The sequence below is a fragment of the Bacteroides sp. AM32-11AC genome (genome assembly GCF_003603515.1).
GTDB classification, from domain to species: Bacteria; Bacteroidota; Bacteroidia; order Bacteroidales; family Bacteroidaceae; genus Bacteroides; species Bacteroides uniformis.
Genome location: NZ_QTNH01000009.1, coordinates 1 through 23,216 on the forward strand (window position 1 = coordinate 1; position 23,216 = coordinate 23,216).

Consider the following 23,216-nt stretch of genomic DNA (forward strand, 5'->3'; position numbering starts at 1 on the left):
ACCAGAGTTTTCGCGGAACTTGGTACGTTTGGTAATGTAAAATCACCATCTACACCGGTAATAGCACCAATTTGTGTACCTTTTACCAATACAGAGGCTCCAATAACTGGCTGCCCGTCTTCTTCAGAAATTACAACACCTGTAACCTTCTGGGTTTGGGCAGTTACTAGGCCTATTCCGACAAAAAGACAGGCCAATAACAGCATTAATTTTCTTTTCATAAATTCTCTCTTAAAGTTTAACTTTACATTAATTGTTTCTTTACTCTAACAAAGTGCAAATATATTAATAAAACTGAAACGAACAACTATTTTATTGAAAAAACCTTGTAAATCTATCAATTTGTTAATTAAACATGTCACTTTATGCTTAATAACAGATTTTTCACACTTAAAAAACCTAAACTGGCTTATGTTTACTATCACTATGATTCTCTCTTTTAGGATGATTTTTCCAAGAAATACACATATTTTAAAACAAAATGGTTAATAAATAAGCCGCTAAAACAGAGAACGGACCTGATTTTGAAACAAATTGAGAGTTCCCGGAGGCTAAATACCGATTAATAGCTAAACACAAAAAGACACTTTTTAGAGATATTAATTCTTATTCTAATCCCATCGAGCACAGAATATCGTCTTATTTGTTATTGGTATTAATTAAAATCAAGTAAAATGAGTAAGATTATTTACAATCTAGTGTACAACAGAAAAAGAAGCCTGAATAAAAAAGGAATGGCATTGGTACAAGTAGAAGCCTATTTGGACAGAAAGAAAAAGTATTTTTCAACCAAAGTTTATTTAAAGCCAGAACAGTGGGACAATAAAAAGCTTATTGTGAAGAATCATCCTAATGCAGATGCGCTGAATAGATTGATATATGAGTTCATGGCTATGATAGAAAAAAAAGAGTTGGAATTGTGGCAGCAAGGAAGGCGTATTTCATTAGAGTTACTAAAGGATGTTTTGAGCACAAGCGAAAACAAAACCGCTTTTATTCCTTTTTTTAGGCAAGAGATAGCAAACTCTACTCTAAAAGAAAGCACAAAACGAAATCATCTCTCCACTCTTTCATTATTACAACAGTTCAAAAAGGATGTAACCTTTTCTGATTTAACATTCGAATTCATATCCTCCTTTGAATATTTCTTGCAATCAAGAGGTTATCACACAAATACGATAGCCAAACATATGAAGCATCTGAAGCGACATATAAATGTCGCCATCAACAAGGATTATATGGAGATACAAAAATACGCTTTTCGAAAGTACAAGATTAAAACTATAGAAAACAAGCATACGCACTTATCTCCTGAAGAGTTGGAGAAGTTGGAGAAATTAAGCTTGGCTGGCAGATATACTAAATTGCAAAAGACTTTAGATGCATTCTTGTTTTGTTGCTATGCAGGAATGAGATATTCTGATTTTATCAGTTTATCACCCGATAACATCGTGGAGATTCGTCAAGAAACCTGGCTAATTTATAAATCCATAAAGACGAGTACAGAAGTCAGATTACCTCTTTATCTCTTATTCGAAGGAAAAGGGCTTGTTATTCTGGACAAATATCGGGATGACTTACAAAGCTTCTTTCATTTAAGGGATAACTCTAATGTGAACAAGGATTTAATTGTGATTTCCCGCCTAGCTGGTTTATCAAAAAAAATTTCATTTCACACTGCTCGCCATACTAATGCAACTCTATTGATTTATAATGGAGTAAACATTACAACGGTGCAAAAATTATTGGGGCATAAAAGTGTTAAAACCACACAAGTGTATACAAATGTAATGGATATGACTATAGTGCATGATTTAGAAAAGAACCATGCACTCATGCCTTTGCCTAAAAAAACACGAACTTAGCATAGCCAATACTACACTTTCATATCGTTAGTCATATACTTCTCCTTTAAAGTCTGTTCATTCACTATTCAGTTTCAGTTTGCTCGCTGCAAACTTACTGCATACGTTTTGCAGTACCACTGCATATTGTTTGCAGTATCACTGCATATTGCTTGCAGCCGCGCTGCATATTAGTTTGCAGTACCACTGCAACAGCTTTGCAGTATCGCTGCAATAGGTTTGCAAAATTTTGCAGTAAGAAATTGCTGAGAATCAATTAAGTATAGTATAGTGTAAATAGAAGATTGACATTGGTGTGTTATCAATATTTAAGACTGATTGGAGGTGTGGAAGCAAATTTTGCTTCCACACTTTTGCATTGCTTCCACAGCGTCTGTAATGCCGATGAATAGAGGGATACAAGGAGCGGGTGGAAGTGTGGAAGCAAAAATGATGAAAACTGTTATGAAGAAACAACAGTTGTCTTGATTGTTTAGCTAATCACAAAGTTTTGAGTTTACTGTTTTTTGAAGCTATTGAAATATTCTTTTACATAGACTTTAGTACTTTCGCTAATAAAATGACAATGTAGAGTAAATGCTTCATTGAAAGCAGCTAGGATGATAGATGTTGACAAAAGATATTCTTCATATAAGAGGAAGAATCATTTAAAATCTTTAAGCAACGTATTAACTTTATGATATACATATGATAACCAAGTCATTAATCCAACAAATAGTATCACAGCAGTAAGGTTTTATACATTGTACCCCTATACATACACCTTGTGAGAAAGGAAATTTCGCTATAGTGATTTCTATTACATGGTATAATCGCTTGATTATTAATAAAATAAGAGTGTTGTAGTTCCGCGAAAACTCTGGTGATTTCGTACATCGGTATGAAGACTCAAGAAGTGGTAATCAAACCGAGCGTAAAAGTGGTTATGATGCCTGATACAGAGATACTTGATGAAGTAACAGTAGTGGCTTATGGCACTAAACGTAAACAAGATTTAGTGGGTTCTATCAGTAGTGTAAAGAATGAGATTATCAGTAATTCACAAGCTACATCAGTGTCAAATGCACTCGAAGGAGCTGTGGCTGGTTTGCAGGTTGTAAGTTCTTCTGGTCAGCCGGGAAAGGATGCCAACATCGTATTGCGCGGTATCGGTTCTATTTCGGCCAGCAACAATGCGCTAATTGTAGTAGATGGTGTACCCTTCAATGGTAAGTTGTCGGACATCAACCCTACGGATATTGCTTCGGTAAACGTGTCGAAGGACGCCGTTTCCAACTCTTTGTATGGTTCCCGTGCAGCTGGTGGTGTGGTTATGATTACTACCAAGACCGGACGCAAAGACAAGGTGGCCATCAACTTTAACGGTACCTGGGGTGTGACACAGCGTGCATACAAGGACTATGACATGGCTACCGATCCGGGAGAGTTCTACCGTTTATCTTGGTATGGCCTTCGTAATACCTATTGGGCAGCCGGAAACTCCATTGAAGACTCTAATTTAGCAGCCAGTCAGGATTTGCTGGGCGAACTGGGTAATTACAATGCTTACATCATCCCGCAAGGAGAGTATCTGGTAACACCCGATGGGAAACTTAACCCCAATGCACGTCTGCGTTATAATGATTCGTTTGCCGATGCCTTGTTTGACAACGCTTTCCGTCAAGAGTACAATGTATCTGCATCAGGTGGTAACGACCGCACAGATTACTATGTATCTATGGGCTTTCTGGACAATGACTCTTACGTGTTAGGCTCTTCCTATGAGCGTTTTACGGCTCGCGCTAACGTAAACTCCCAGCTGAAATCTTGGCTGAAAGTAGGAACCAATGTAGGATATTCCAAAGCTACCCAGAACGGTGTGCAAGAGAATGCCGGAGCAGCCTCCAATCCTTTTGACGTGGCACGCTCTTGGGCTCCTATCTTCCCGGTTCATGCCTATGATGCAGAAGGTAACATGAAATATTATGAAGACGGAAGTCCTATGTATGATGCCGGAAACGGTGAAACAGACGGCACATCTAAACGTCCTACGGCTACTAACCAGAATGTGATAGCCAATATGAAAGAGGATATTCGTGAAACTGTATACAATAACCTGACCTCACGCTCATATCTGGAAATTTCATTCTTGAAGAATTTCAAGTTTACAGCAAACTACAGTTATGATTTCACGAACAGCAGCCAGACAGTATTCTACACTCCGCTCATCGGTGACGGACAGTCTTTCGGTGGTCGTGGTACAAAAGGGAGCTACAACACTACAACTACCAACTTCAACCAGATTCTGGCTTACAGCAATGTATTTGGCGATAACCACCACTTGTCGGCCAAGATAGGTCACGAGTACTATAAGTATGAATATCAGTATTTGGCAGGACAGAAAACCAACTTCTTTAATCCGAACAATCCGGAATTGGACAACGGTGGACAAATGCAATACATCAACAGCTACACGGCAAACCATAACATCGAGGGATATTTCGGTATGGCAGACTACGACTATAGCAACAAATATTATCTTTCTGCAGCCTTCCGTCGCGACGGTACTTCCCGTTTCTTAGACCGCTGGGGTAATTTCTGGTCGGTAGGTGCCGCTTGGCGTATTTCCAACGAAGCATTCATGGAGGGAACGGGGTCTTGGTTAAACGATTTGAAATTGCGTGCATCTTATGGTACTCAGGGTAATGAAAGTATTCTTTCAGATTATAACTATGCCTATGTGTACACACCTTACCAAGACCAGTACACTGTTACTTGGAATGGTTCAGAGTTGGGCTATTCACCGGAATTCTACGGTAATCCGGACTTGACTTGGGAAAAGCAGAAGACTTTTGACGTGGGTGTAGATTTCCGTCTGTTCGACAGAGTATACGGTTCATTCGAATATTTCTATCGTCGTACGGACGATATGCTCTTCAAGCGTCCTGTGGCTTACTCTACAGCCGGACGTCCGTATAACTGGGAAAACCTGGGTGCGATGAAAAACACCGGTATAGAGTTTGAAGTGAATGTGGATATCTTCAATCAGCCCGACCTGAAGTGGACGGTATCGCTCGTGGGTTCTCATTACAAGAACCGCATTGTGACGCTGCCCGAAGAAAACCGTGAAAATGGTATCACTTCCGGTCCGTTCAACCTGCGCGAAGGCAAGAGCCGCTTTGAATATTATACTTATATGTATGCCGGCATGGACGAAAAAGGAAATGCCATGTGGTACATGGACGAGACAAATGAACAAGGGGAAGTGATAGGCCGTACCACGACCACTACTTATGCAGATGCAACCCGTTGCTTCATCGGCAAATCTGCATTGCCCGATTTCAACGGTGGTTTGAGCACTACTTTCTCTTACAAGGGCATTGACCTTTCTATAGCAACGGCTTTCCAGATTGGTGGCTATGCTTATGACTACTCTTATCTGTCTGGTATGAGTTCTTCATTCTACGTAGGTCATAACAAGGATATGTGGAAGACGTTTAACCCGGAGACAGGCACAGGTTCACTTCCTATTTGGAATGCTAACAATGCTTCCAATTCTTTCACCCAACAGTCAGACCTCAACCTGATAAAGGCCAGCTACTTCAGCATCCGTAACATCACTTTGGGTTACACATTGCCAAAAAATCTGATGCAGAAATTCGGTGTCGAGAAACTGCGTATTTATGCTACGGCAGATAATCTTGCCTTGTGGTCCAAGCGTCAGGGATTCGACCCTCGCGTAGCAATGTCTGGTTCTGATAAAGAATATGGAGGCTATTCTCCGATGCGTGTGATTTCCGGAGGTATCAACCTTACATTCTAAACTAAAAAATAAAATTGTATATGAAAATTATGAAATATATGATGCAGGCACTCCTTGTCGGAGGTCTGCTTACATCCTGCGTTGAAGACGCTGATGTTACCGCTTATTTGACTGAAGACCAACTGGGTAATGTGGCTCAGGAAGATCCTGACAAGGCTTTTTCTGCTGCTGTAGCAGGCATGTATTCTGATATGCAGCAGTTTGTTGACACCGATATGAGTCACAACTATTTCGGTCAGAAGAGCTTTGATTACTTGACATCACTGATGGGCAACGACATGATTATGACCGGACGTTTTGCCATGAGTCTGTATCATTATTTGCTGGATTACTGGCAACAGAACTATACTCCGACCAACAACCGGTGGAAAGAATACTATCGTGTCATAGCCAATGCCAATAACATTCTTAAGCTGATTGACCCCAGCAGTGAAGATCCTGCCAATTTAAAATATCGTGCCATCGCCCTTGGTTTCCGGGGCTATGCCTACTTGCAGTTGAGTTATCTATATCAGCATTCCTACTATACCGGTGCAGATGGAACAAAATGGGGGCGTGGAGAAAAATATGATTTCTCGCAATCCCCGTGTGTACCGCTTATTACAGAGGATACAGAAGGCGACCAACCGCGTGCTACTGTAGCTCAAATTTATGAACAAATCAAGAGCGACCTTACTACTGCTTTCGACTTGTTCAAGGGTTTGAATATGACGCGCACTTCCTCACCCACTGATATGGATGGCTGCGTAGTAGCCATGCATTTGGCTCGCGCAAACATGGTTATCCATGAATGGGATGAAGCGATAAAGTATGCGCAAGTGGTGATTGATAATTTCCCTATATTGCAAAGTGAAGACCAGATACTGCAAGGATTCAGCAACATCAGTTTGCCGGATGTAGTATTCGGCAGCGATATTACAGCAGATAATAGTACGACTTATATGTCTTTCTTCTCGCAGATGGATACTTATGGCGATGGATATGCCGGCATCGGCGTATGGCGTGCTGCCTTTAAGCCGTTAGTAGATCGTATCGCGGATACTGATATTCGTCTGCAATGGTTCTGCTGCGACCGTTCTACAGGTGTAACAGATGCATCTGGTAAGCGTGTGACATTGATCCGTGATACTAAGTATCCGGTTTCTGTGGAATATCAGACTGTGAAATTTATCGGTACGGGCCGTGATAACATTAAGGCCGGTGTGTTCAGCGGATGGGAATTGGGAGATTATATTTACCTGCGTTCGGAAGAGGCTTACATGATAAAGATGGAAGCCTTGGCTCACAAGGGCTCTGCTGATGCGATAACTGAACTGAATAGCTTCATGAAGACCCGTCAGCCTGACTATAATTACACCTTTACAAACAAGGCCGACTTGATAGAGGAAATCATTTATCAGAAACGTGTAGAATTCTGGGGCGAAGGCTTGGAATACATCGATAATCGTCGTTTGAACATTCCTGTAGACCGTACGGACGAAACTTGGGGTGCAGAAAACAATAATCATTTCTCTGCCGGTAAGTTCCGTTATAATCAGGAAGAACGCCCGTTCCTTTATCAATTACCTCTCTCGGAAATAGAGAACAATTCTCAGCTTTCTCCGACCGATCAGAATTAACACCTCAAAGGACATGTCATAAAAAATCGGTAAAAGTAGTTTGCCTTTACCGATTTTTCTATATGAATCAACAAAAGAATGATACGGAAGTACTCTCTCTTTCATTTAAGTGCTCCTTCATTTTTCTGTCAAAAGAATTATCTGCGCAGACTAACTAGTTGCATTACCCAAACAATAATAATGTGACAACTATGATGATGATTCATCCGGTTGAATAGACCGGAATTTCATAATAAAGTGTTTTTAAGAAGCCACTCATTGTGAAATGAGCGGCTTCTCTTTCTTTAATCCTGCAAAAGACTTTAAGGGAAGTATTATTTAAGGTTACATATCTTCCAAAGAAAGTCCTTTATAGGAAACAGAGCAGTTTTTCCATTCTTTATTGATAGTGAGAAAATATTCTCCTTTCTTCTTCAACATCCCCCAATCTATCCGTTCCGGATTACGTTTAATCTCTACGAATTCTATGGTTCGCTCAAATTCATTAACAGCAATTAAATCTATCTCATTCTCTCCCTTTCTATCCCAAAATCCTCCGATGTCTGTATATCTTCCGGCCTCTATGTACATCTCTTTGAAATAACGCTCCAACATCAATCCTGAAAATGTAGGGAAATCCCGTTCTATAATATTACGCAGATAGGCTAAGTTTCCGGCCTCTATCAAATTCTGATACTTGTAAATAAATCGAAACCAAAAAGATAGAAAATTGTCTTCAATAATGTATCTGACTTGTTTGGAGGATGGACGAGCAAAAATAGGTTTACGCTGACTGATTACAGAGAAATCTTTCTCCATACGTGAGAGATAACCGCCTATTTCTACTCCGTTCAATGCTGTTTCTATATCTCCACGAGATGTCAGTCCGCGAGAAATACATTCTAATATAGAAAAATAAACGGTATATTCTTTACCAAACTCTTCTATCAAAAGATTCTTTCCTTCAGTCAAAAACAAAGAGTTCTCTTCCGTCATGAAATGAATCATTTTTGTACGGGTAAAAGCCTTATTTTTCATGAACAAATCAATATACCAAGCTACCCCCCCTGTAAAGGTATATAGCGCCAAAAGGTCATCGGGAGTGTAACCTGGGTGAAAATCTGCCAATATTTGCTTTATGACAGAGACCCTGAATGGTTGTAAACGTATAATTTTTCCCGCACGGCTGAAAAGTGGCTCTTTATTATTCTCAAAAATTTTATGCATCAATGAGTAAATAGAGCCGCTTATAAGTAAATTCATTCGGCTACTGTCTTTATGCAAATCCCATACTTTCTGAATCTCTCCAAACACAGAAGGATTTATTCTATCCAATTCTTGAAATTCATCAATAATAAGATTGAAGGGCCGTTCTTTTGAAAGTAACATTAAATGTTGGAATAGCTTTCCTATGGAAGAATATTCTCCTATAGGAAAATTCAACTTCATTTCTGCCTCTTCTATAAAGTCACGGCATAGAAGATTCTCTGCCTTGCGTAAGATGAAAAAATACAATGTCGGCTTTCCATCCGTTGACTTCAATAAGAGTGAGGTCTTACCGATACGCCTTCTTCCTACCAAAACCGTCATTTGCGATTCTTCTTGAGACTGTTCTGCTATATTCTTTAAAATAGCCAATTCTTTTTCTCTATTATAGAATTTCATAATACACCTTTTATTTTATATCAACTCTTTCGTTATCGTAATGTACATTACCGTAATGCACATTACGATAACGCAAATATAATGATAATGGTATTATAATACAAATAAGAGACAATATTTGTATAGCATGAATTTCCCTTTGAACTTTTACACAAGAAACTATGGTTCCTTTAGAAACGATCTCATAAGTTCATTAGTTTTATACAAGGAATACAGAATATTTCTATGTGAAATAGGAATAAACTAATGTTTATCTCTATTCGAAATGAGAATGGTATTTTATAATTTTAAATAGTATTTACATGAAATACAACATTCTTATGGATGTGATAGACAATATAAGTAAATATTCAACGAAAAATGTTCAAATGATAGATATTGACATAATCATTCATTCTTTTAAAAAAAAGAAATCCTAATTTTATAGCCACAATATATTAATGCAGGGACAAACAGCTATTAATCAAAACATTACAGCTATTAATGGTATCACATAAGTAGAGCATTATTTATTGTGGACGTATATAGAATAACTGTGGAAAGAGTATTCCCTGTTTTAGCGTTTTGGAGCTTATTATATATTACTTATTATCAACAAAATACAGTTATTGTAGTTCCGCGAAAACTCTGCTAATTTCGTATGTTGGTATGCAAACGCAAGAGGTGGCTGTCGCACCTTCTTTAAGAGTCATCTTAAAGTCCGACAGTGAAATTCTTGATGAAGTAACAGTCATAGCTTATGGTACTGCAAAGAAGAACTCACTAACAGGTTCTGTTGCTACTATCAAATCCAGTGATATGGAAAAGCTTCCAGTTACTTCATTTGAGAAAGCATTACAAGGATTGTCTCCTGGGCTGCAGATCGCAAGTGTCTCCGGTCAACCGGGTTCGTCTACACAGGTACGTATTCGTGGTATCGGGTCTATGTCTGCCTCAAGTACCCCACTTTATGTTATAGATGGAGTTGCTATTGAAGCTGCAAACTTAAGTGAAGTTGCAAATACCAGTAAATATGGGACAAGTGCAAATCCACTTTCAAACTTAAATCCGAATGATATTGAGTCTATTACCATCTTAAAAGATGCTTCTGCTGCTTCTCTGTACGGATCACGTGCGGCCAATGGTGTTATTCTGATTACAACGAAGCAGGGTAAAAAAGGACAAGCCAAGGTTAGCTTTAAAGCTCAAATGTCATCTTCCAAACTCCCTTCTGGTGGTTATGATTTGATGAATGCCTCCGAACATTATGCTCTGTATTATGGAGGCTTCTATAATAATAATATTGCTAAAGGCATGTCCTCAGAAGAAGCTTCTGCTGCAGCCAACAAATCCACACAAAGCATGTATGGGCGAAATCCATATAATGTTGCTAACCCTCTGGATGCTTCTGGCGACTTGACATCTGGCGCTCAATTGATGATTGATACCGATTGGTTGGATGAAGTCTTCAGAACCGGGATGTCACAAGAATACGATATCAGTGTAAATGGAGGAAACGAGAAATCAAAATACTTCATTTCTATGGGATATATGAATCAAGAGGGTATTGTGATTGGTTCGGATTTTGAACGATATTCAGGTCGTGCAAATGTCTCAACCGAAATTAAACCTTGGTTCAGTATGGGTATCAATTCCACTTTCTCTTTGGCAAAACAAAACACTCCTGTAGGTGGAGGTGGTGGTGCTAGTCCTTTGACTAATGGTATTTTCCTACCCAATGCTGTTCCAGTATATGATTTGGATGAAAATTTCCAAATGCAATATGATGAGAATGGCAAACCTCTTTATAACTTCAAGAATCCCATATTTCAGGATATGAATGTTATATCATTTGCACAAACTGACAAATATGCAACTAACACATACCGTGTTTTGGTAAATCCCTACGTGGATTTCAACTTTTATGGAGTTCATTGGAAAACAAGTCTTTCATATGATTATATTAATTTGGATGAAACGCAATGGTATAATGCGGAGCATGGTAATGGTAAAGCTGCACAAGGACGCCTGTACAAATATGCCATTTGGAACAACACTTTTGGATTGACCAGTACATTAAATTATAATTTCAACATAAAGGAAGACCATCACTTCTCGGTATTGGCTGGTTATGAAATCTATAATAAAGAGTACAAGCGCACTTATGCACAAGGAACAAAATTTCCGATTGGTGGTTTGACAGAGCTGAATGTAGCTGCTACTCCGCAAGAAGTAGGTTCTGTAACAGATAAAGAGCGCATGCTTTCTTATTTTGGTCGATTAAATTATGATTATCAGAATAAATATTTTGCCTCATTCAGTATTCGCTCCGATGGTTCTTCACGTTTTGCACCGGGACATCGTTATGGTACATTTTGGAGTGTCGGATTAAATTGGCGCGTCAGCGAAGAAAACTTCATGAAATATATTACCTGGATCGATGACTTGAAACTACGTGCCAGCTATGGTACTTCAGGTAACAAAACATCTGATTACTTATATGGTTACCAAGCTTTCTATGAAGGTGGAGCCAATTATAACGGAGAGTCTGGCTTCAGACATTCTCAATTAGCAAATCCTGATTTGTCATGGGAAAAATCCAAAAACTTCAATGTGGGGTTGGATTTTGCAGTACTTAACAGTCGCCTGCATGGATCCATTGACTATTATATCAAAAACTCTGATGAACTGTTATTGGAAAAACCTTTAGCCGGTTCTACGGGGTTGGACATAATTATGTCTAATTTGGGTGGTATGCGCAACTCTGGTATAGAAGTAGATTTGCATTCCCTGAATATTCAAGCCGGAGACTTTAATTGGGGAACCGACTTCAATATCTCTTTTAACAAGAATGAAATCACTTCTTATCCCGAAGAACAGGAAGTTGTTGGTACAAAAGTTCGTACGGTAGGCTACAGCCTTTATGAATTTTACATGCAAGAATGGGCCGGAGTAGATAAAGAAACCGGTGCTCCACTTTGGTATAAAGACGTAAAAGATGATAAAGGTAATCCGACAGGTGAAAGAACTACCACTTCAACTTACTCTACTGCAGACAAATACAAACTTGGTTCTGCACTTCCCAATGTATTTGGAGGTTTGAATAACACATTTACATTTAAAGGATTAGACCTTTCATTCCTCTTTACTTATAGTTTTGGAGGAAAGATATATGATGCGTACGAAGCCAATTTGCTGAATGATGGTAACAACAACGGTTATCAAGCCATCAAAGATCAAGCGAATTATTGGACAAAAGAGAATCCAAACGCTCCGAATCCTGCATTCTTGCCCAATAACACTTCAAGTTCTCATTCTACATCAAGCCGCTATTTGCACGATGCAGATTTCATTAAATTTAAAAATATCAACTTAGGTTATACTCTACCAAAAAAATGGACACAGAAGATACAGTTGGAGACAGTACGTTTCTTTGGAAGTCTGGAGAATATCTGTGTATGGAACTTGGATGGTAGTTTCAAAGGTTACGATGTGGAATTGGGAGGTGTAACCGGAGTATTGGACGGTGCAGGTACGGTTCCATTGCCTCGTACAATCTTATTTGGTATAAATGTTGGTTTCTAATTTAAAATTGAGATTACGATGAATAGAATAAAGCAAACTATAATAGCACTTGCAATAGGTCTTAGCTTGGCAAATTGCGGTGATGATTTTTTGGATACTACTTCTTCGGACCAAATGTCCGATTCTAACACCTTTACTACGATAGACGGTGCGCAGCAAGTGTTGACCGGTGCTTATGACTGGTTGACCAATGGCTGGTTGGCTCATATGACCAACCAATATATTTTCTTCTTGCCTGACATTATGGGAGATGACGCATTGGTGACACCTGACCCCAACTACAATTATGGACGTTTTGTGTCTCCTTATCAATATACAGTTTCTCCAGGAAGTACCTATACTGATGACCCGTGGAAGGGATGTTACAGTATCATAGATAATACGAATGCCATTTTGGATAATATCGGAAACCTGGCAGAAAGTGCAGAGCGTAACAGAATTGAAGGTGAAGCGCTATCTCTAAGAGCTTATACTTATCATTTCTTAGTAAGAATGTATGCCAAACCTGTAAACAAGTACCCGGATAATCCGAGCATAATTTTACGTATTTCTTCTGGAACAGAAGACCTTCCTCGTGCTACAGTAAAAGATGTTTATAATCAGCTTGTCGTTGACATGGAAAAAGCATGTGGATTGTTGGACCAACATTCTTCTTCATCCAAGGCATATATCGGTGCGAATGCTGCTCATGGAATTCTTGCACGTTTGTATTTGGATTTAGGTGATGAAACAAATGGTATCAAACATGCCAATGCTGCATTGAAAGGTGTTAATTTGATGAATACGGCAGTTTACACAGCTGATTTCTGTGAAGTTAACTCAGAAACACTTTGGGCTTTCGAATGTCCAACTGATGATAATCAATTCTATCTTTCATTACCCTCTTTCTGGTATTTGTGTGGAGATGATTATGAAGATGCTGTTATTGGTTATAGCTCATTACGAGTTTCAAAGGCTTTGATTAATCTAATGGAAGATAAAGATATACGCAAAACTCAGTTCCCGAAAGATTCTGAAACAAACGATTATATCAGTGAAACAGGATACTTGACAACAAAGATTCATAGTCGTAACAATGAAATGGGACAAGGCTCTTTCAATATGCTGCGTGGTTCTGAGATGTATCTTATTATTGCTGAATTAGCTGCTGACAAACAGCATTATGATGTGGCTAAAGAAGCATTAAATGTTGTTCGGATAGCTCGTGGATTGGATAAATATAGTGGAACGGATGCCGGTTTAGCAGATGAGATACAACAAGAAAGAAGGCGTGAATTATTTGCAGAGGGACATCGCCTATTCGACATGAAACGTAGAGGTTTAGCATTGACAAGAACTGGAGTTGACGGACACGATTTGTGGACCAGTCAATTAGACCTTCCTGCTGGTTCTGATAGATTTGAATTACCTATTCCGCAAGCAGAGATTGATGCTAATGGAGAACTGACAAATAATGATCAGAATCCTGCTTATAAATAAGTCTGTAAGAAGGAGTATATCTGATTTATGAACTTTCAAAACATCTCTATTTGATAGGGTGTTTTCTAAATAAAGTGTTTTAAAAGCCGTTCACTGTGAAGTAAGCGGCTTTTGTTATTCTATCTTTTCCACTTTATTTCTGCAACAATCATTTCCAAATAGGACGTATAGAAATCTGCTGCCGGGGATTAACGGTTATTTCTTCCTCGTCTTCCAAAGTAATAATTATGCCTTTAGATAATTGATAGTTGTCGTACCAAGTAAGTATCTTCCACAAATCCTATATATGATTTTATCGTGTCCGGACTTTTAACATCGACAGCCTTAGTTACAGAATTGTACGCAAAGCGATGAGTAGCGTTACTTGCCAAATAATACATCATCTCTCCAAGCTGCCTTTCATTGCTTATCTTGTTTCGCACCACTACATCCTTATAAATGATGTCGGTATAGAGTGAAAGCAAGTAGTTATCATTATCTGACTGAATGTATTGAGGAAAGCTTCCTACTCCTAGGTATTTTTGTATTTCACTAAGGAGTAGCACCTTGCCTTCTGCAGCATAAAATGTATCTTGTTTTATTGCTACTTGCTCTAGTTTCAGGAATTCATGGAAAGAAAAAGGATAAAGTTCCATAGTGACATATCTGCCAGTAAAAAAAGTGCCCAACTCTTTACTAAGTAGATTGGCATTACTGCCGGCAACAAACACCTTGCTCGTTTCTCTGCTCATAAATAACTTAGCGTAATAGACTTTTATCCACACAATCTTCCTCTCTTTATATATATTGCTAATATACAAAAAATTATGATATAAATAGAGAAACTTTCGATTGCCAATAGAAAGTTTTGTAACAAAGGAACCTATTTTTTTATATGGAATTGCAAATTAAATTATGAACAGCATCTGAATGAAACAGATTACAACGATGAGTTAAACCTTGGGAGGGAATAATTCCACCGGAGTTGTTTGGAAAATAAAGTGTTTTTGATAGAAGTTGTCAAAATGTGAACTGCACAACCTCATTTTTTATTCTAGACTCTCGCAACAACAATCAACTTTTAAAAAACAATAACTATCAATTATCCATAATCTTATAAAAATATTGTATGTTTGCAATTAGATAAATGCATGAATATGGATTCTAAAAAACAACTCTACATCATTAGTGGTTGTAATGGTGCTGGTAAGACTACGGCATCTTATACTGTGTTGCCGGATGTTCTGGAATGCAAGGAGTTTGTCAATGCGGATGAAATAGCTCGTGGATTATCTCCTTTTAATCCCGAAAGTATGGCCACTGAAGCCGGACGGTTGATGTTGCAAAGAATCAATGAATTGCTGAAAAATCAACAAAACTTTTCTATAGAAACCACACTTGCCACAAGATCTTACACTCGCCTTGTCCATCGTGCACAAGAACAAGGATATAAAGTCAATTTAATATATTTCTGGCTGAGTTCGCCCGACTTGGCTATTCAGCGTGTAGCCCAACGTGTACGTAATGGTGGACACGACATTCCCAAAGAGGTTGTGCTCCGGCGTTATCAAGCAGGTATTGATAACTTTTTCAATATTTATATGCCTTGTGTGGACTATTGGCTATTGGCAGATAATAGCGAAACACCCCGTATAATTGTTGCTGAAGGTGGACGAGGAATGGAAATGCATATACATCACATTGAACGATTTAATAAAATACAAAGTTATGTCAGAGAATGAACGAAAAGAACTAAGCGAAAAGTTACATTTCGGTTTGGCATTAGCCGAACGTCGTATGCTTGAAGAAAAAGCATTGCGCAATGAATGCATTATACAAGGCTTGCCCAATGGAGAGATTAAAAGTGTACCGGCACGTATCATACTGCGTAGACTTTATGGAGAAGAGCTGAAACGATAGAAATATCCTCTCTTCAATAAACAGCAAACCTGAATTGTCTGCACGACACGAGAGCCAGTGCGGATTACAAAAGTACATTCTTTATTCCCCTGAATTATAATAAAAAATATATCCACTCAGTCTTCGTTATTCTATGTGGACTATATTCTCTTACAAGAAAATTTCCTCATTACGTTTTTGACATGCTCCAAACAGTAGTTTTTCATAGCTATAGAATTCTTTACTCCAATTACTTTGTATTTGGAATAATCTCCATTTATAAGATAGAGACAATTACATGGTGTTCTATGCATAAAATGGATAAATAGGTAGGATAGTGTTTATGTAACCATTATAAATTCAATAGTATTTTACATAAGGGTTTACATTCTCATAGATGGAATAAACAACACGAGTAAATAATTGACAAAAAGTAACTAAATGATAGATATTGACAAAGCCCTTCTAGTTTTTGAGAAAAAAGATCCTGACGTTATGATTATAGCACATCAGTATAGAATTAAACTCCTTCAAATCAGGATATTACCATTACAAATAGTATCATATAAGTAGATTGTCATTTACAGTGGATATGTATAGAGTATCTTCTCTAGAGGAATACTTTATTTCAGGAGCTCTTTTTATTTATTTTATATTGCTTATTATCAACAATATAGACATAATGTAGTTCCGCGAAAACTCTGGTAATTTCTTATATTGGTATGCAGACGCAGGAAGTGGCGATTAAGCCGAGTGTAAAGGTGACAATGAGAAGCAATGCAGAAGCTTTGGATGAGGTTGTGGTAGTGGCATACGGTACTGCTAAAAAAGAATCGTTGACCGGTTCTATCTCGGTGGTTGACAATAAGAAAATAGAGAAGCGCATCACAACCAGCGTAACCGGTGCACTTGAAGGTGCCGCACCGGGTGTACAAGTGAACAATACATATGGTGAACCCGGTTCTGCCCCCAGCATCCGTATCCGTGGTTTTGGTACATTGGTTTCAGGTGCTTCAGATCCTCTGTATGTAGTGGACGGAGTCCCTTTCGATGGAAACATGGCCGAACTAAACTCTAATGATATTGAAAGCATGTCCATCTTGAAAGATGCTGCTTCGGCTGCATTATACGGTAACCGTGCTGCCAACGGTGTTGTCATCATTACAACCAAGAGCGGACGAAACACTCACAAACCGAGTATTACGCTGCAAATGAATCAAGGTATGTATAACAGAGGTATTCCCGAGTACGACCGTCTGGATGCAGACCGCTGGATGGAAGCTACCTGGATGGCCAAGAAGAATGCCATGATGAGCAATGCCGGCATGTCGGCAAGCGATGCTGCCGCATATGCCACGGGACACGTGGTTAGTGAATCTATCGGTCGTAATATCTACAATGCCGCTGGTGATAAGTTGTTTGACAATAACGGAAAACTGATTGCCACTCGCCTGGCTGGCTATGACGACTTGGACTGGCAGAATGCCATCGAACGCACGGGACACCGTCAGGAATACAATCTTTCCGCCGCCACTTCGGGAGAGAAATACAACGTGTATTCTTCCATAGGCTACTTGAATGAGAAAGGATATGTAAAAGCCACAGGTTACGAACGTTTCTCCGGGCGTATCAACACTACTTATACACCTAACAAGTGGTTCAAGGGTGGCGTGAACCTGACTGGCTCGTGGACCAAGCGTGACTATAACAGTAATGCCAGTGGCAACTATTACGCCAATCCGTTCTACATTACTCGTTATATGGCTCCAGTCTATCCGTTGTTTATGCACAATGCCGACGGTACATACCAACTGGATGCCGATGGTAACAAAATTTATGACACCACTTCATCTTATCTGAGTAACCGCAACATCGCTTACGAAATGTTGTATAATAAGCAGGAAAGTGTGCGCAACGTATTGGGCGGACAAGCTTTTGCCACCATCTCGTTGCCGTATGGACTTTCATTAACTGTAAAAGGTGACCTGAACAACAGCACTTCGAACAATAAGAAATATGACAATCCCGAAATTGGAGACGGTGCTACGAATGGCGGTCGTTTGACAAGTTATGCCTACCAATACAAGACTGTAACCTTGCAGGAAATTCTGAGCTGGAACTATCAATTTAATCAGGTACACAACGTGGAAGCTATGGTGGCTCACGAGAACTATAGTTGGGAGCGCAAGTACACTTCCGGAATGAACACCGGTATGGCTGTAGACGGAAACCTTACTATGGGCAATTTCCTTAACAACTCTTATTTTTCCGGAAGTGATGATGAGGACAAGACGGAGTCTTATCTGGCACGCGTAAAGTATAATTATGACAACCGTTATTTCGTAGAAGGTTCGTTCCGTCGTGACGGTTCCTCACGCTTCCACAAGGACAATCGCTGGGGTAACTTCTATTCTGTTGGTGCCAGCTGGAACATGAAACAAGAAGCTTTCTTGCAAGATGTAGATTGGGTGGATGCCTTGAAGTTGCGCGCGTCCTATGGTGAAGTCGGTAACAATATGGGCGTAAGCCTTTATGGTCACATGGCTCTTTATACCATTGACAAGAACGGTGGTGAAGCCGCTTTGGTAAAACAATCACTTTCAGCACCGGACATCAAGTGGGAAACTACACAGACGGTGGATGTTGCCGTAGAGGGGCGTCTGTTCAACCGTCTGAACTTCCAAATAGGCTATTTCGACAAACGTTCCAAAGACCTGCTGTTTGAGGTACGCCTACCGCTTTCTGCCGGTTCTTATCCTTGGGTTGCCGATACTGCCCCGATGAACCTGACGCAATACAAGAATATCGGTACCGTATCCAACCGTGGCTGGGAAATCTCTTTGAATGCCGATGTCATCAACAACAATGACTGGAAATGGAACATCGGCGCAGACGCTACTTTCCTGAAGAATAAAATCGTGAAACTGCCCGATGGAAAGGACATCTTGCATGGTATGCAAAACTACTCCGAAGGACACTCCATCTACGAATGGTACACTTACCACTTCGAAGGTGTGGACCAGATGACCGGTACTTCTCTCTATACACTGGATCCGGACAAGAAAGCCGCCGCCCAAGAAGCCGGTGCATTGACTACCATCAACGGTACGGACTATGCTACCGCGACTTCATACGCCAAACGTGACTGGGCCGGCAGTGCACTTCCTACGGTTTACGGTTCTATCAGCTCAGCTCTTTCTTGGAAAAACTGGGATTTGAACATGCTGTTTACTTATTCTTTAGGCGGTAAAACATACGATGGCAGTTATGCCAGCTTGATGGGTGTGTCTGAATCCGGTGCTGCCGGCAGCGCTTACCACAAGGACATCCTGACTTCTTGGAAAGAAGTTCCTGCGGGAATGACAGAAACTTCTGCCAATCGCATTGATCCGAACGGAACTCCGCGCGCCGACTTTTACAAATCGTCCGACCTGAATGCCACCAGCGACCGTTGGCTGACAAGCTCTTCTTACTTCGTATTCAAGAACCTGAACCTCTCCTACAGCTTGCCCAAGCGTTGGCTGAAAAGTGTAGGTATAGAAGGCCTTTCGCTGACTGCCGGTGTAGAGAACCTTTTTACATTGACTTCACGCAAAGGATTGAATCCGCAGTATTCCTTCAACGGAGGTTCGGACGATACGTATGTGACAGCCCGTGTTTATAACTTCGGACTGACTGTGAAATTCTAAAGGTATAACCATATAATTTGTATTAGAAATGAAAAAGATTATCAATAAATTGTTCGCAGGAAGCCTATTGGCAGGTATGATGCTGGTGTCTTCTTGCGCCGGTGACTATCTGGATACAGCACCTACAGACTCAACCGGAGCAACCGATGCCGTAGGTACCACGGCCAATGCCATGAAGGCATTGAACGGTATCGCCAAAATCATGACAACACAACACTCCTATTTTGGAGGTGGATTTGCTGGTGAGAACAACATAATGATTCAGTATGAAAGCTACCCGAGTGAAAATTACAATTACAACCTCTACGCATCCGGTTGGTCTCCTATCTTCAATCAAGAGTTCCACACACGTGCCAACTCCATTTACGATGCTTACGCATGGTATTACTATTATACCATAGCAGGTAATGCCAACACCATTCTTGCCAATATAGACAATGCCGAAGGTACGGAAGCGGAAAGGGATTTTGTCAAGGCATCTGCACTGACTTTTCGTGCATACGCTTTCGAAAAACTGGTACACTATTATTGCTGGCGCTGGCAAGATTCCAACAATGGTGCTTCGCAGGGGATAGTACTTCGTTTGGACGAATCTACCGGTGGACAAGGTTATGCCACATTAGCTGAAACATACGCACAGATTTATAAAGATTTGGATGAAGCCATCATGCTGTTTGAGCAAAGCGGTATGGACCGTAATGCCTCACAAGTATGGATGCCGAACATCAATGTGGCACATGCCATCTACGCCCGTGCCGCTCTTACCAAGCAAGATTATACCAAAGCATTGACAGAAGCCAAGCTGGCTCGTCAGAACTACCCACTTATGAGCAATGCGGAATATCATGCAGGGTTCTGTAATCCGACTAGTGAATGGATTTTCGGAAGTTTTGGTAGCTCACAAGAGAATAATTGGTATTGGAGTTATGGTACTCAATATGCATGTAACGGATATTATGCGAGCACTCAACAGACCGGTGCAGGCTCTATCGGTCGTGAACTGATTAATCGCATTCCCAACGACGATGCTCGTAAGGCACTGTTCCTAACCGAAGACAAATTCCCCGGCTATAACTTCAATGACGGTTCAGCCATGGATTTAGGCTACGGCATTCTTGGAATGGGAGATGATGAGAAAAAAGCAGATGCTCTTTGGGAAGAAGCAGCTGCCTATTGCCAGAAAATGGCGGTCAGTGGCCTGGAAGCCCCTTATCAGGCTGGTTATATGTATCTGGGGGGACAACTGAAGTTTTATGTATTCGACACTCCGGGCGTCAGCTACCTGCCTTTCATCCGTTCATCGGAAATGGTATTGGTAGAGGCAGAGGCTAATTATTTCTTGAATGACGAGACTGCTGCTCGTGCCGCACTGGTAGAACTGAATGCCACTTCCGGACGTAATCCTGAATACACTTGCGACAAGAGTGGCGAAGCTCTTTGGAATGAAATTATGGACTATCGCGAATTGGAACTCTGGGGTGAAGGTTTTGCATGGAGCGACTACAAGAGATGGAACCGCGACATAGTCCGTCACAGTTTTGCCGAAGGTGGTAATGCTCACATTTCCGTTGCAAAAACCATTCCTGCCTCCGGTGTCAACAAATGGACATGGGATGTACCTTTGAATGAAACTGATTACAACGATGAGTTGAATCTTGGAGGAAAATAATTCTACCGGAATTATTCTATAAATAAAGTGTTTTTTGAGAGAGGGGATGCTATAAAGCATTCCCTCTGTTATTAGAGGAGAACAATAAAAGCGTTTCCACACTATTCTCAGGATATTTGCCTGCCATTTGGTATTCATCAATGATCACTAGAGGGGAGGGCTATCTATATAGCGCAAGTGGGAAAGGCAAGTACTTTGCTCCACCTCAATTCGTAAAACGTACTTTGGTAAACAGATATTTCATCAAGAAGAAAATAAGGATAGATGATATGTGAGAAATGTGGAGTTCTCAAAAGAGTCCTGTACTTCTCATACCTGCGGAACAATCAACTTTTAAAAAACAATAACTATCAATTATCCATAATCTTATAAAAATATCGTATGTGTGCAATTAGATAAATGCATGAATATGGATTCTAAAAAACAGCTCTACATCATTAGTGGTTGTAATGGTGCTGGTAAGACTACGGCATCTTACACTGTGCTACCGGATGTTCTGGAATGCAAGGAGTTTGTTAATGCAGATGAAATAGCTCGTGGATTATCTCCTTTCAATCCCGAAAGTATGGCTATTGAAGCCGGACGGTTGATGTTACAAAGGATTAATGAATTGCTGAGAAATCAACAAAACTTTTCTATAGAAACCACACTTGCCACAAGAACTTACACCCGCCTTGTCCATCGTGCGCAAGAGCAAGGATATAAAGTCAATTTAATATATTTCTGGTTGAGTTCGCCCGACTTGGCTATTCAGCGTGTAGCCCAACGTGTACGTAATGGTGGGCACGACATTCCCAAAGAGGTTGTGATTCGGCGTTATCAAGCAGGTATCAATAACTTTTTCAATATTTATATGCCCTGTGTGGACTATTGGCTATTGGCAGATAATAGCGAGACACCCCGTATTATTGTTGCTGAAGGCGGACGGGGGATGGAGATGCATATACATCATATTGAACGATTTAATAAAATACAAAGTTATGTCAGAGAATGAACGAAAAGAACTAAGCGAAAAGTTACATTTCGGTTTGGCATTAGCCGAACGTCGTATGCTTGAAGAAAAAGCATTGCGCAATGAATGCATTATACAAGGCTTGCCCAATGGAGAAATTAAAAGTGTACCTGCACGTATCATGCTGCGTAAACTTTATGGAGAAGAACTGAAACAATAGGAGTATCCTTTCTTCAATAAGCAGCAAACCTGGATTGCCCGCACGATATGAGAGCTAGAGTGGGTCACAAAAGCATATTCTGCATTTCCTGATTATGATAAAAATATCTCCACCCAAGCGACGTAATTTCATGTAGACTATATTTTCTCATAATAGGTATTCCTCATCAGAAAAATATAATCCCAAACAAGAAACCAAAAACATTGTTTACTACATAAATCTTTGGGGAATTAAAGAACTAAACCTTGACTGAACAATCGTTTTTCCATCCGAAAAGGGCAGGTTTACATTTTTGACATACTTCCAATAGTAGTTTTTCGCAGTTACAGAGTTCTTTACTTCAATTACTTTTGTATTTGGAATAAACAAACGGATATCTCCATTTAAAATAAGGACAATTGCATAGTGTTCTATGCATAAAATGGATAAATGGGTAAGATGGTATCTATGTAACCTTTATAATTTCAATAATATTTTATATAATGCTTTACGTTTTCATGGATGTAACAAACAATACAAGTAAATAATTGACAAAAAACAACTAAACGATAGATGTTGACATAAGCATTCATTCTTAAAAAAAAAGAAATCCTAACGTTATGATTATAACATATTAGTACAGAATCAGACTATTATAAATCAGCACATTACTATTACAAATAGTATCATATAAGTAGATTGTCATGTATAGTGAACATGTATAGAGTATCTCCCAAAGGGGAACACTTCCTTTTGAAACTTTCTTGAATTATTGTACCTCCTTTATTACCAACAAGATACACATATTGTAGTTCCGCGAAAACTCTGGTGATTTCGTTTGTTGGTATGCAAACCC

Annotated in this window: 14 protein-coding genes; 11 read left to right on the forward strand and 3 right to left on the reverse strand. The window is 39.7% G+C overall.

Annotation, left to right across the window (positions count from 1 at the left end; all coding sequences use genetic code 11):
• The coding region (locus DW800_RS10875) for a carboxypeptidase-like regulatory domain-containing protein (protein WP_130081742.1) at positions 1-221 on the reverse strand (221 nt) is incomplete at its 3' end.
• A 453-nt stretch (positions 222-674) separates the two neighbouring features.
• Between DW800_RS10875 and DW800_RS10880 the strand changes: the two genes are divergently transcribed.
• The 3 genes from DW800_RS10880 to DW800_RS10890 all read left to right on the forward strand — a co-directional run bounded on the left by DW800_RS10880 (position 675) and on the right by DW800_RS10890 (position 7,286).
• On the forward strand, positions 675-1,865 hold the full coding sequence (locus tag DW800_RS10880) for a site-specific integrase (RefSeq protein WP_008665770.1): 1,191 nt from the start codon (positions 675-677) through the stop codon (positions 1,863-1,865).
• A gap of 859 nt (positions 1,866-2,724) precedes the next feature.
• Positions 2,725-5,667 carry a SusC/RagA family TonB-linked outer membrane protein gene (locus tag DW800_RS10885; protein WP_081027244.1) on the forward strand — a complete coding sequence of 981 codons (2,943 nt, stop codon included), beginning with the start codon at positions 2,725-2,727 and terminating at the stop codon, positions 5,665-5,667.
• A gap of 20 nt (positions 5,668-5,687) precedes the next feature.
• Positions 5,688-7,286, forward strand: a complete 1,599-nt coding sequence (locus DW800_RS10890; protein ID WP_057282126.1) for a RagB/SusD family nutrient uptake outer membrane protein — start codon at positions 5,688-5,690, stop codon at positions 7,284-7,286.
• A 324-nt stretch (positions 7,287-7,610) separates the two neighbouring features.
• Here the strand turns inward: DW800_RS10890 and DW800_RS10895 are convergent, their stop codons facing one another.
• Complete coding sequence (locus tag DW800_RS10895; protein WP_005835055.1) at positions 7,611-8,930, reverse strand: ATP-binding protein; 1,320 nt, start codon at positions 8,928-8,930, stop codon at positions 7,611-7,613.
• Between the two features lie 627 nt (positions 8,931-9,557).
• On the opposite strand from DW800_RS10895, the gene DW800_RS10900 reads away from it, so the two are divergent.
• Both DW800_RS10900 and DW800_RS10905 read left to right on the forward strand, forming a co-directional pair.
• Positions 9,558-12,494, forward strand: a complete 2,937-nt coding sequence (locus DW800_RS10900; protein WP_119958089.1) for a SusC/RagA family TonB-linked outer membrane protein — start codon at positions 9,558-9,560, stop codon at positions 12,492-12,494.
• Positions 12,495-12,512: 18 nt separating this feature from the next.
• Positions 12,513-13,973: a RagB/SusD family nutrient uptake outer membrane protein gene (locus DW800_RS10905; RefSeq protein WP_016274185.1), complete on the forward strand. Its 1,461-nt coding sequence runs from the start codon at positions 12,513-12,515 to the stop codon at positions 13,971-13,973.
• A 233-nt stretch (positions 13,974-14,206) separates the two neighbouring features.
• Here DW800_RS10905 and DW800_RS10910 read toward each other — a convergent pair whose 3' ends face one another.
• Positions 14,207-14,704 carry an AAA family ATPase gene (locus tag DW800_RS10910; RefSeq protein ID WP_238615589.1) on the reverse strand — a complete coding sequence of 166 codons (498 nt, stop codon included), beginning with the start codon at positions 14,702-14,704 and terminating at the stop codon, positions 14,207-14,209.
• A 405-nt stretch (positions 14,705-15,109) separates the two neighbouring features.
• Between DW800_RS10910 and DW800_RS10915 the strand changes: the two genes are divergently transcribed.
• The 6 genes from DW800_RS10915 (at position 15,110) to DW800_RS10940 (ending at position 22,381) form a co-directional block, all read left to right on the forward strand.
• Positions 15,110-15,694, forward strand: a complete 585-nt coding sequence (locus DW800_RS10915; protein ID WP_119958091.1) for a zeta toxin family protein — start codon at positions 15,110-15,112, stop codon at positions 15,692-15,694.
• Positions 15,681-15,872 (forward strand): hypothetical protein, encoded by a 192-nt coding sequence (locus tag DW800_RS10920; RefSeq protein ID WP_008665776.1) that lies wholly within the window; start codon positions 15,681-15,683, stop codon positions 15,870-15,872. The genes DW800_RS10915 and DW800_RS10920 overlap by 14 nt, the downstream gene beginning before the upstream one ends.
• Positions 15,873-16,552: 680 nt before the next feature.
• Complete coding sequence (locus DW800_RS10925) at positions 16,553-19,540, forward strand: SusC/RagA family TonB-linked outer membrane protein (protein ID WP_254704531.1); 2,988 nt, start codon at positions 16,553-16,555, stop codon at positions 19,538-19,540.
• Between the two features lie 28 nt (positions 19,541-19,568).
• Complete coding sequence (locus tag DW800_RS10930; RefSeq protein ID WP_044468828.1) at positions 19,569-21,209, forward strand: RagB/SusD family nutrient uptake outer membrane protein; 1,641 nt, start codon at positions 19,569-19,571, stop codon at positions 21,207-21,209.
• A gap of 409 nt (positions 21,210-21,618) precedes the next feature.
• Complete coding sequence (locus DW800_RS10935; RefSeq protein WP_034523328.1) at positions 21,619-22,203, forward strand: zeta toxin family protein; 585 nt, start codon at positions 21,619-21,621, stop codon at positions 22,201-22,203.
• Positions 22,190-22,381 carry a hypothetical protein gene (locus tag DW800_RS10940; protein WP_005835040.1) on the forward strand — a complete coding sequence of 64 codons (192 nt, stop codon included), beginning with the start codon at positions 22,190-22,192 and terminating at the stop codon, positions 22,379-22,381. The genes DW800_RS10935 and DW800_RS10940 overlap by 14 nt, the downstream gene beginning before the upstream one ends.
• Positions 22,382-23,216: the final 835 nt, after the last annotated feature.

What these genes read in the sequence shown, in the direction of transcription:
- DW800_RS10880 (WP_008665770.1), top strand. Translation starts at nt 675, where the DNA reads ATGAGTAAGATTATTTACAATCTAGTGTACAACAGAAAAAGAAGCCTG.
- DW800_RS10890 (WP_057282126.1), top strand. Translation starts at nt 5,688, where the DNA reads ATGAAAATTATGAAATATATGATGCAGGCACTCCTTGTCGGAGGTCTG.
- DW800_RS10895 (WP_005835055.1), bottom strand. Translation starts at nt 8,930, where the DNA reads ATGAAATTCTATAATAGAGAAAAAGAATTGGCTATTTTAAAGAATATA.
- DW800_RS10905 (WP_016274185.1), top strand. Translation starts at nt 12,513, where the DNA reads ATGAATAGAATAAAGCAAACTATAATAGCACTTGCAATAGGTCTTAGC.
- DW800_RS10910 (WP_238615589.1), bottom strand. Translation starts at nt 14,704, where the DNA reads ATGAGCAGAGAAACGAGCAAGGTGTTTGTTGCCGGCAGTAATGCCAAT.
- DW800_RS10915 (WP_119958091.1), top strand. Translation starts at nt 15,110, where the DNA reads ATGGATTCTAAAAAACAACTCTACATCATTAGTGGTTGTAATGGTGCT.
- DW800_RS10920 (WP_008665776.1), top strand. Translation starts at nt 15,681, where the DNA reads ATGTCAGAGAATGAACGAAAAGAACTAAGCGAAAAGTTACATTTCGGT.
- DW800_RS10930 (WP_044468828.1), top strand. Translation starts at nt 19,569, where the DNA reads ATGAAAAAGATTATCAATAAATTGTTCGCAGGAAGCCTATTGGCAGGT.
- DW800_RS10935 (WP_034523328.1), top strand. Translation starts at nt 21,619, where the DNA reads ATGGATTCTAAAAAACAGCTCTACATCATTAGTGGTTGTAATGGTGCT.
- DW800_RS10940 (WP_005835040.1), top strand. Translation starts at nt 22,190, where the DNA reads ATGTCAGAGAATGAACGAAAAGAACTAAGCGAAAAGTTACATTTCGGT.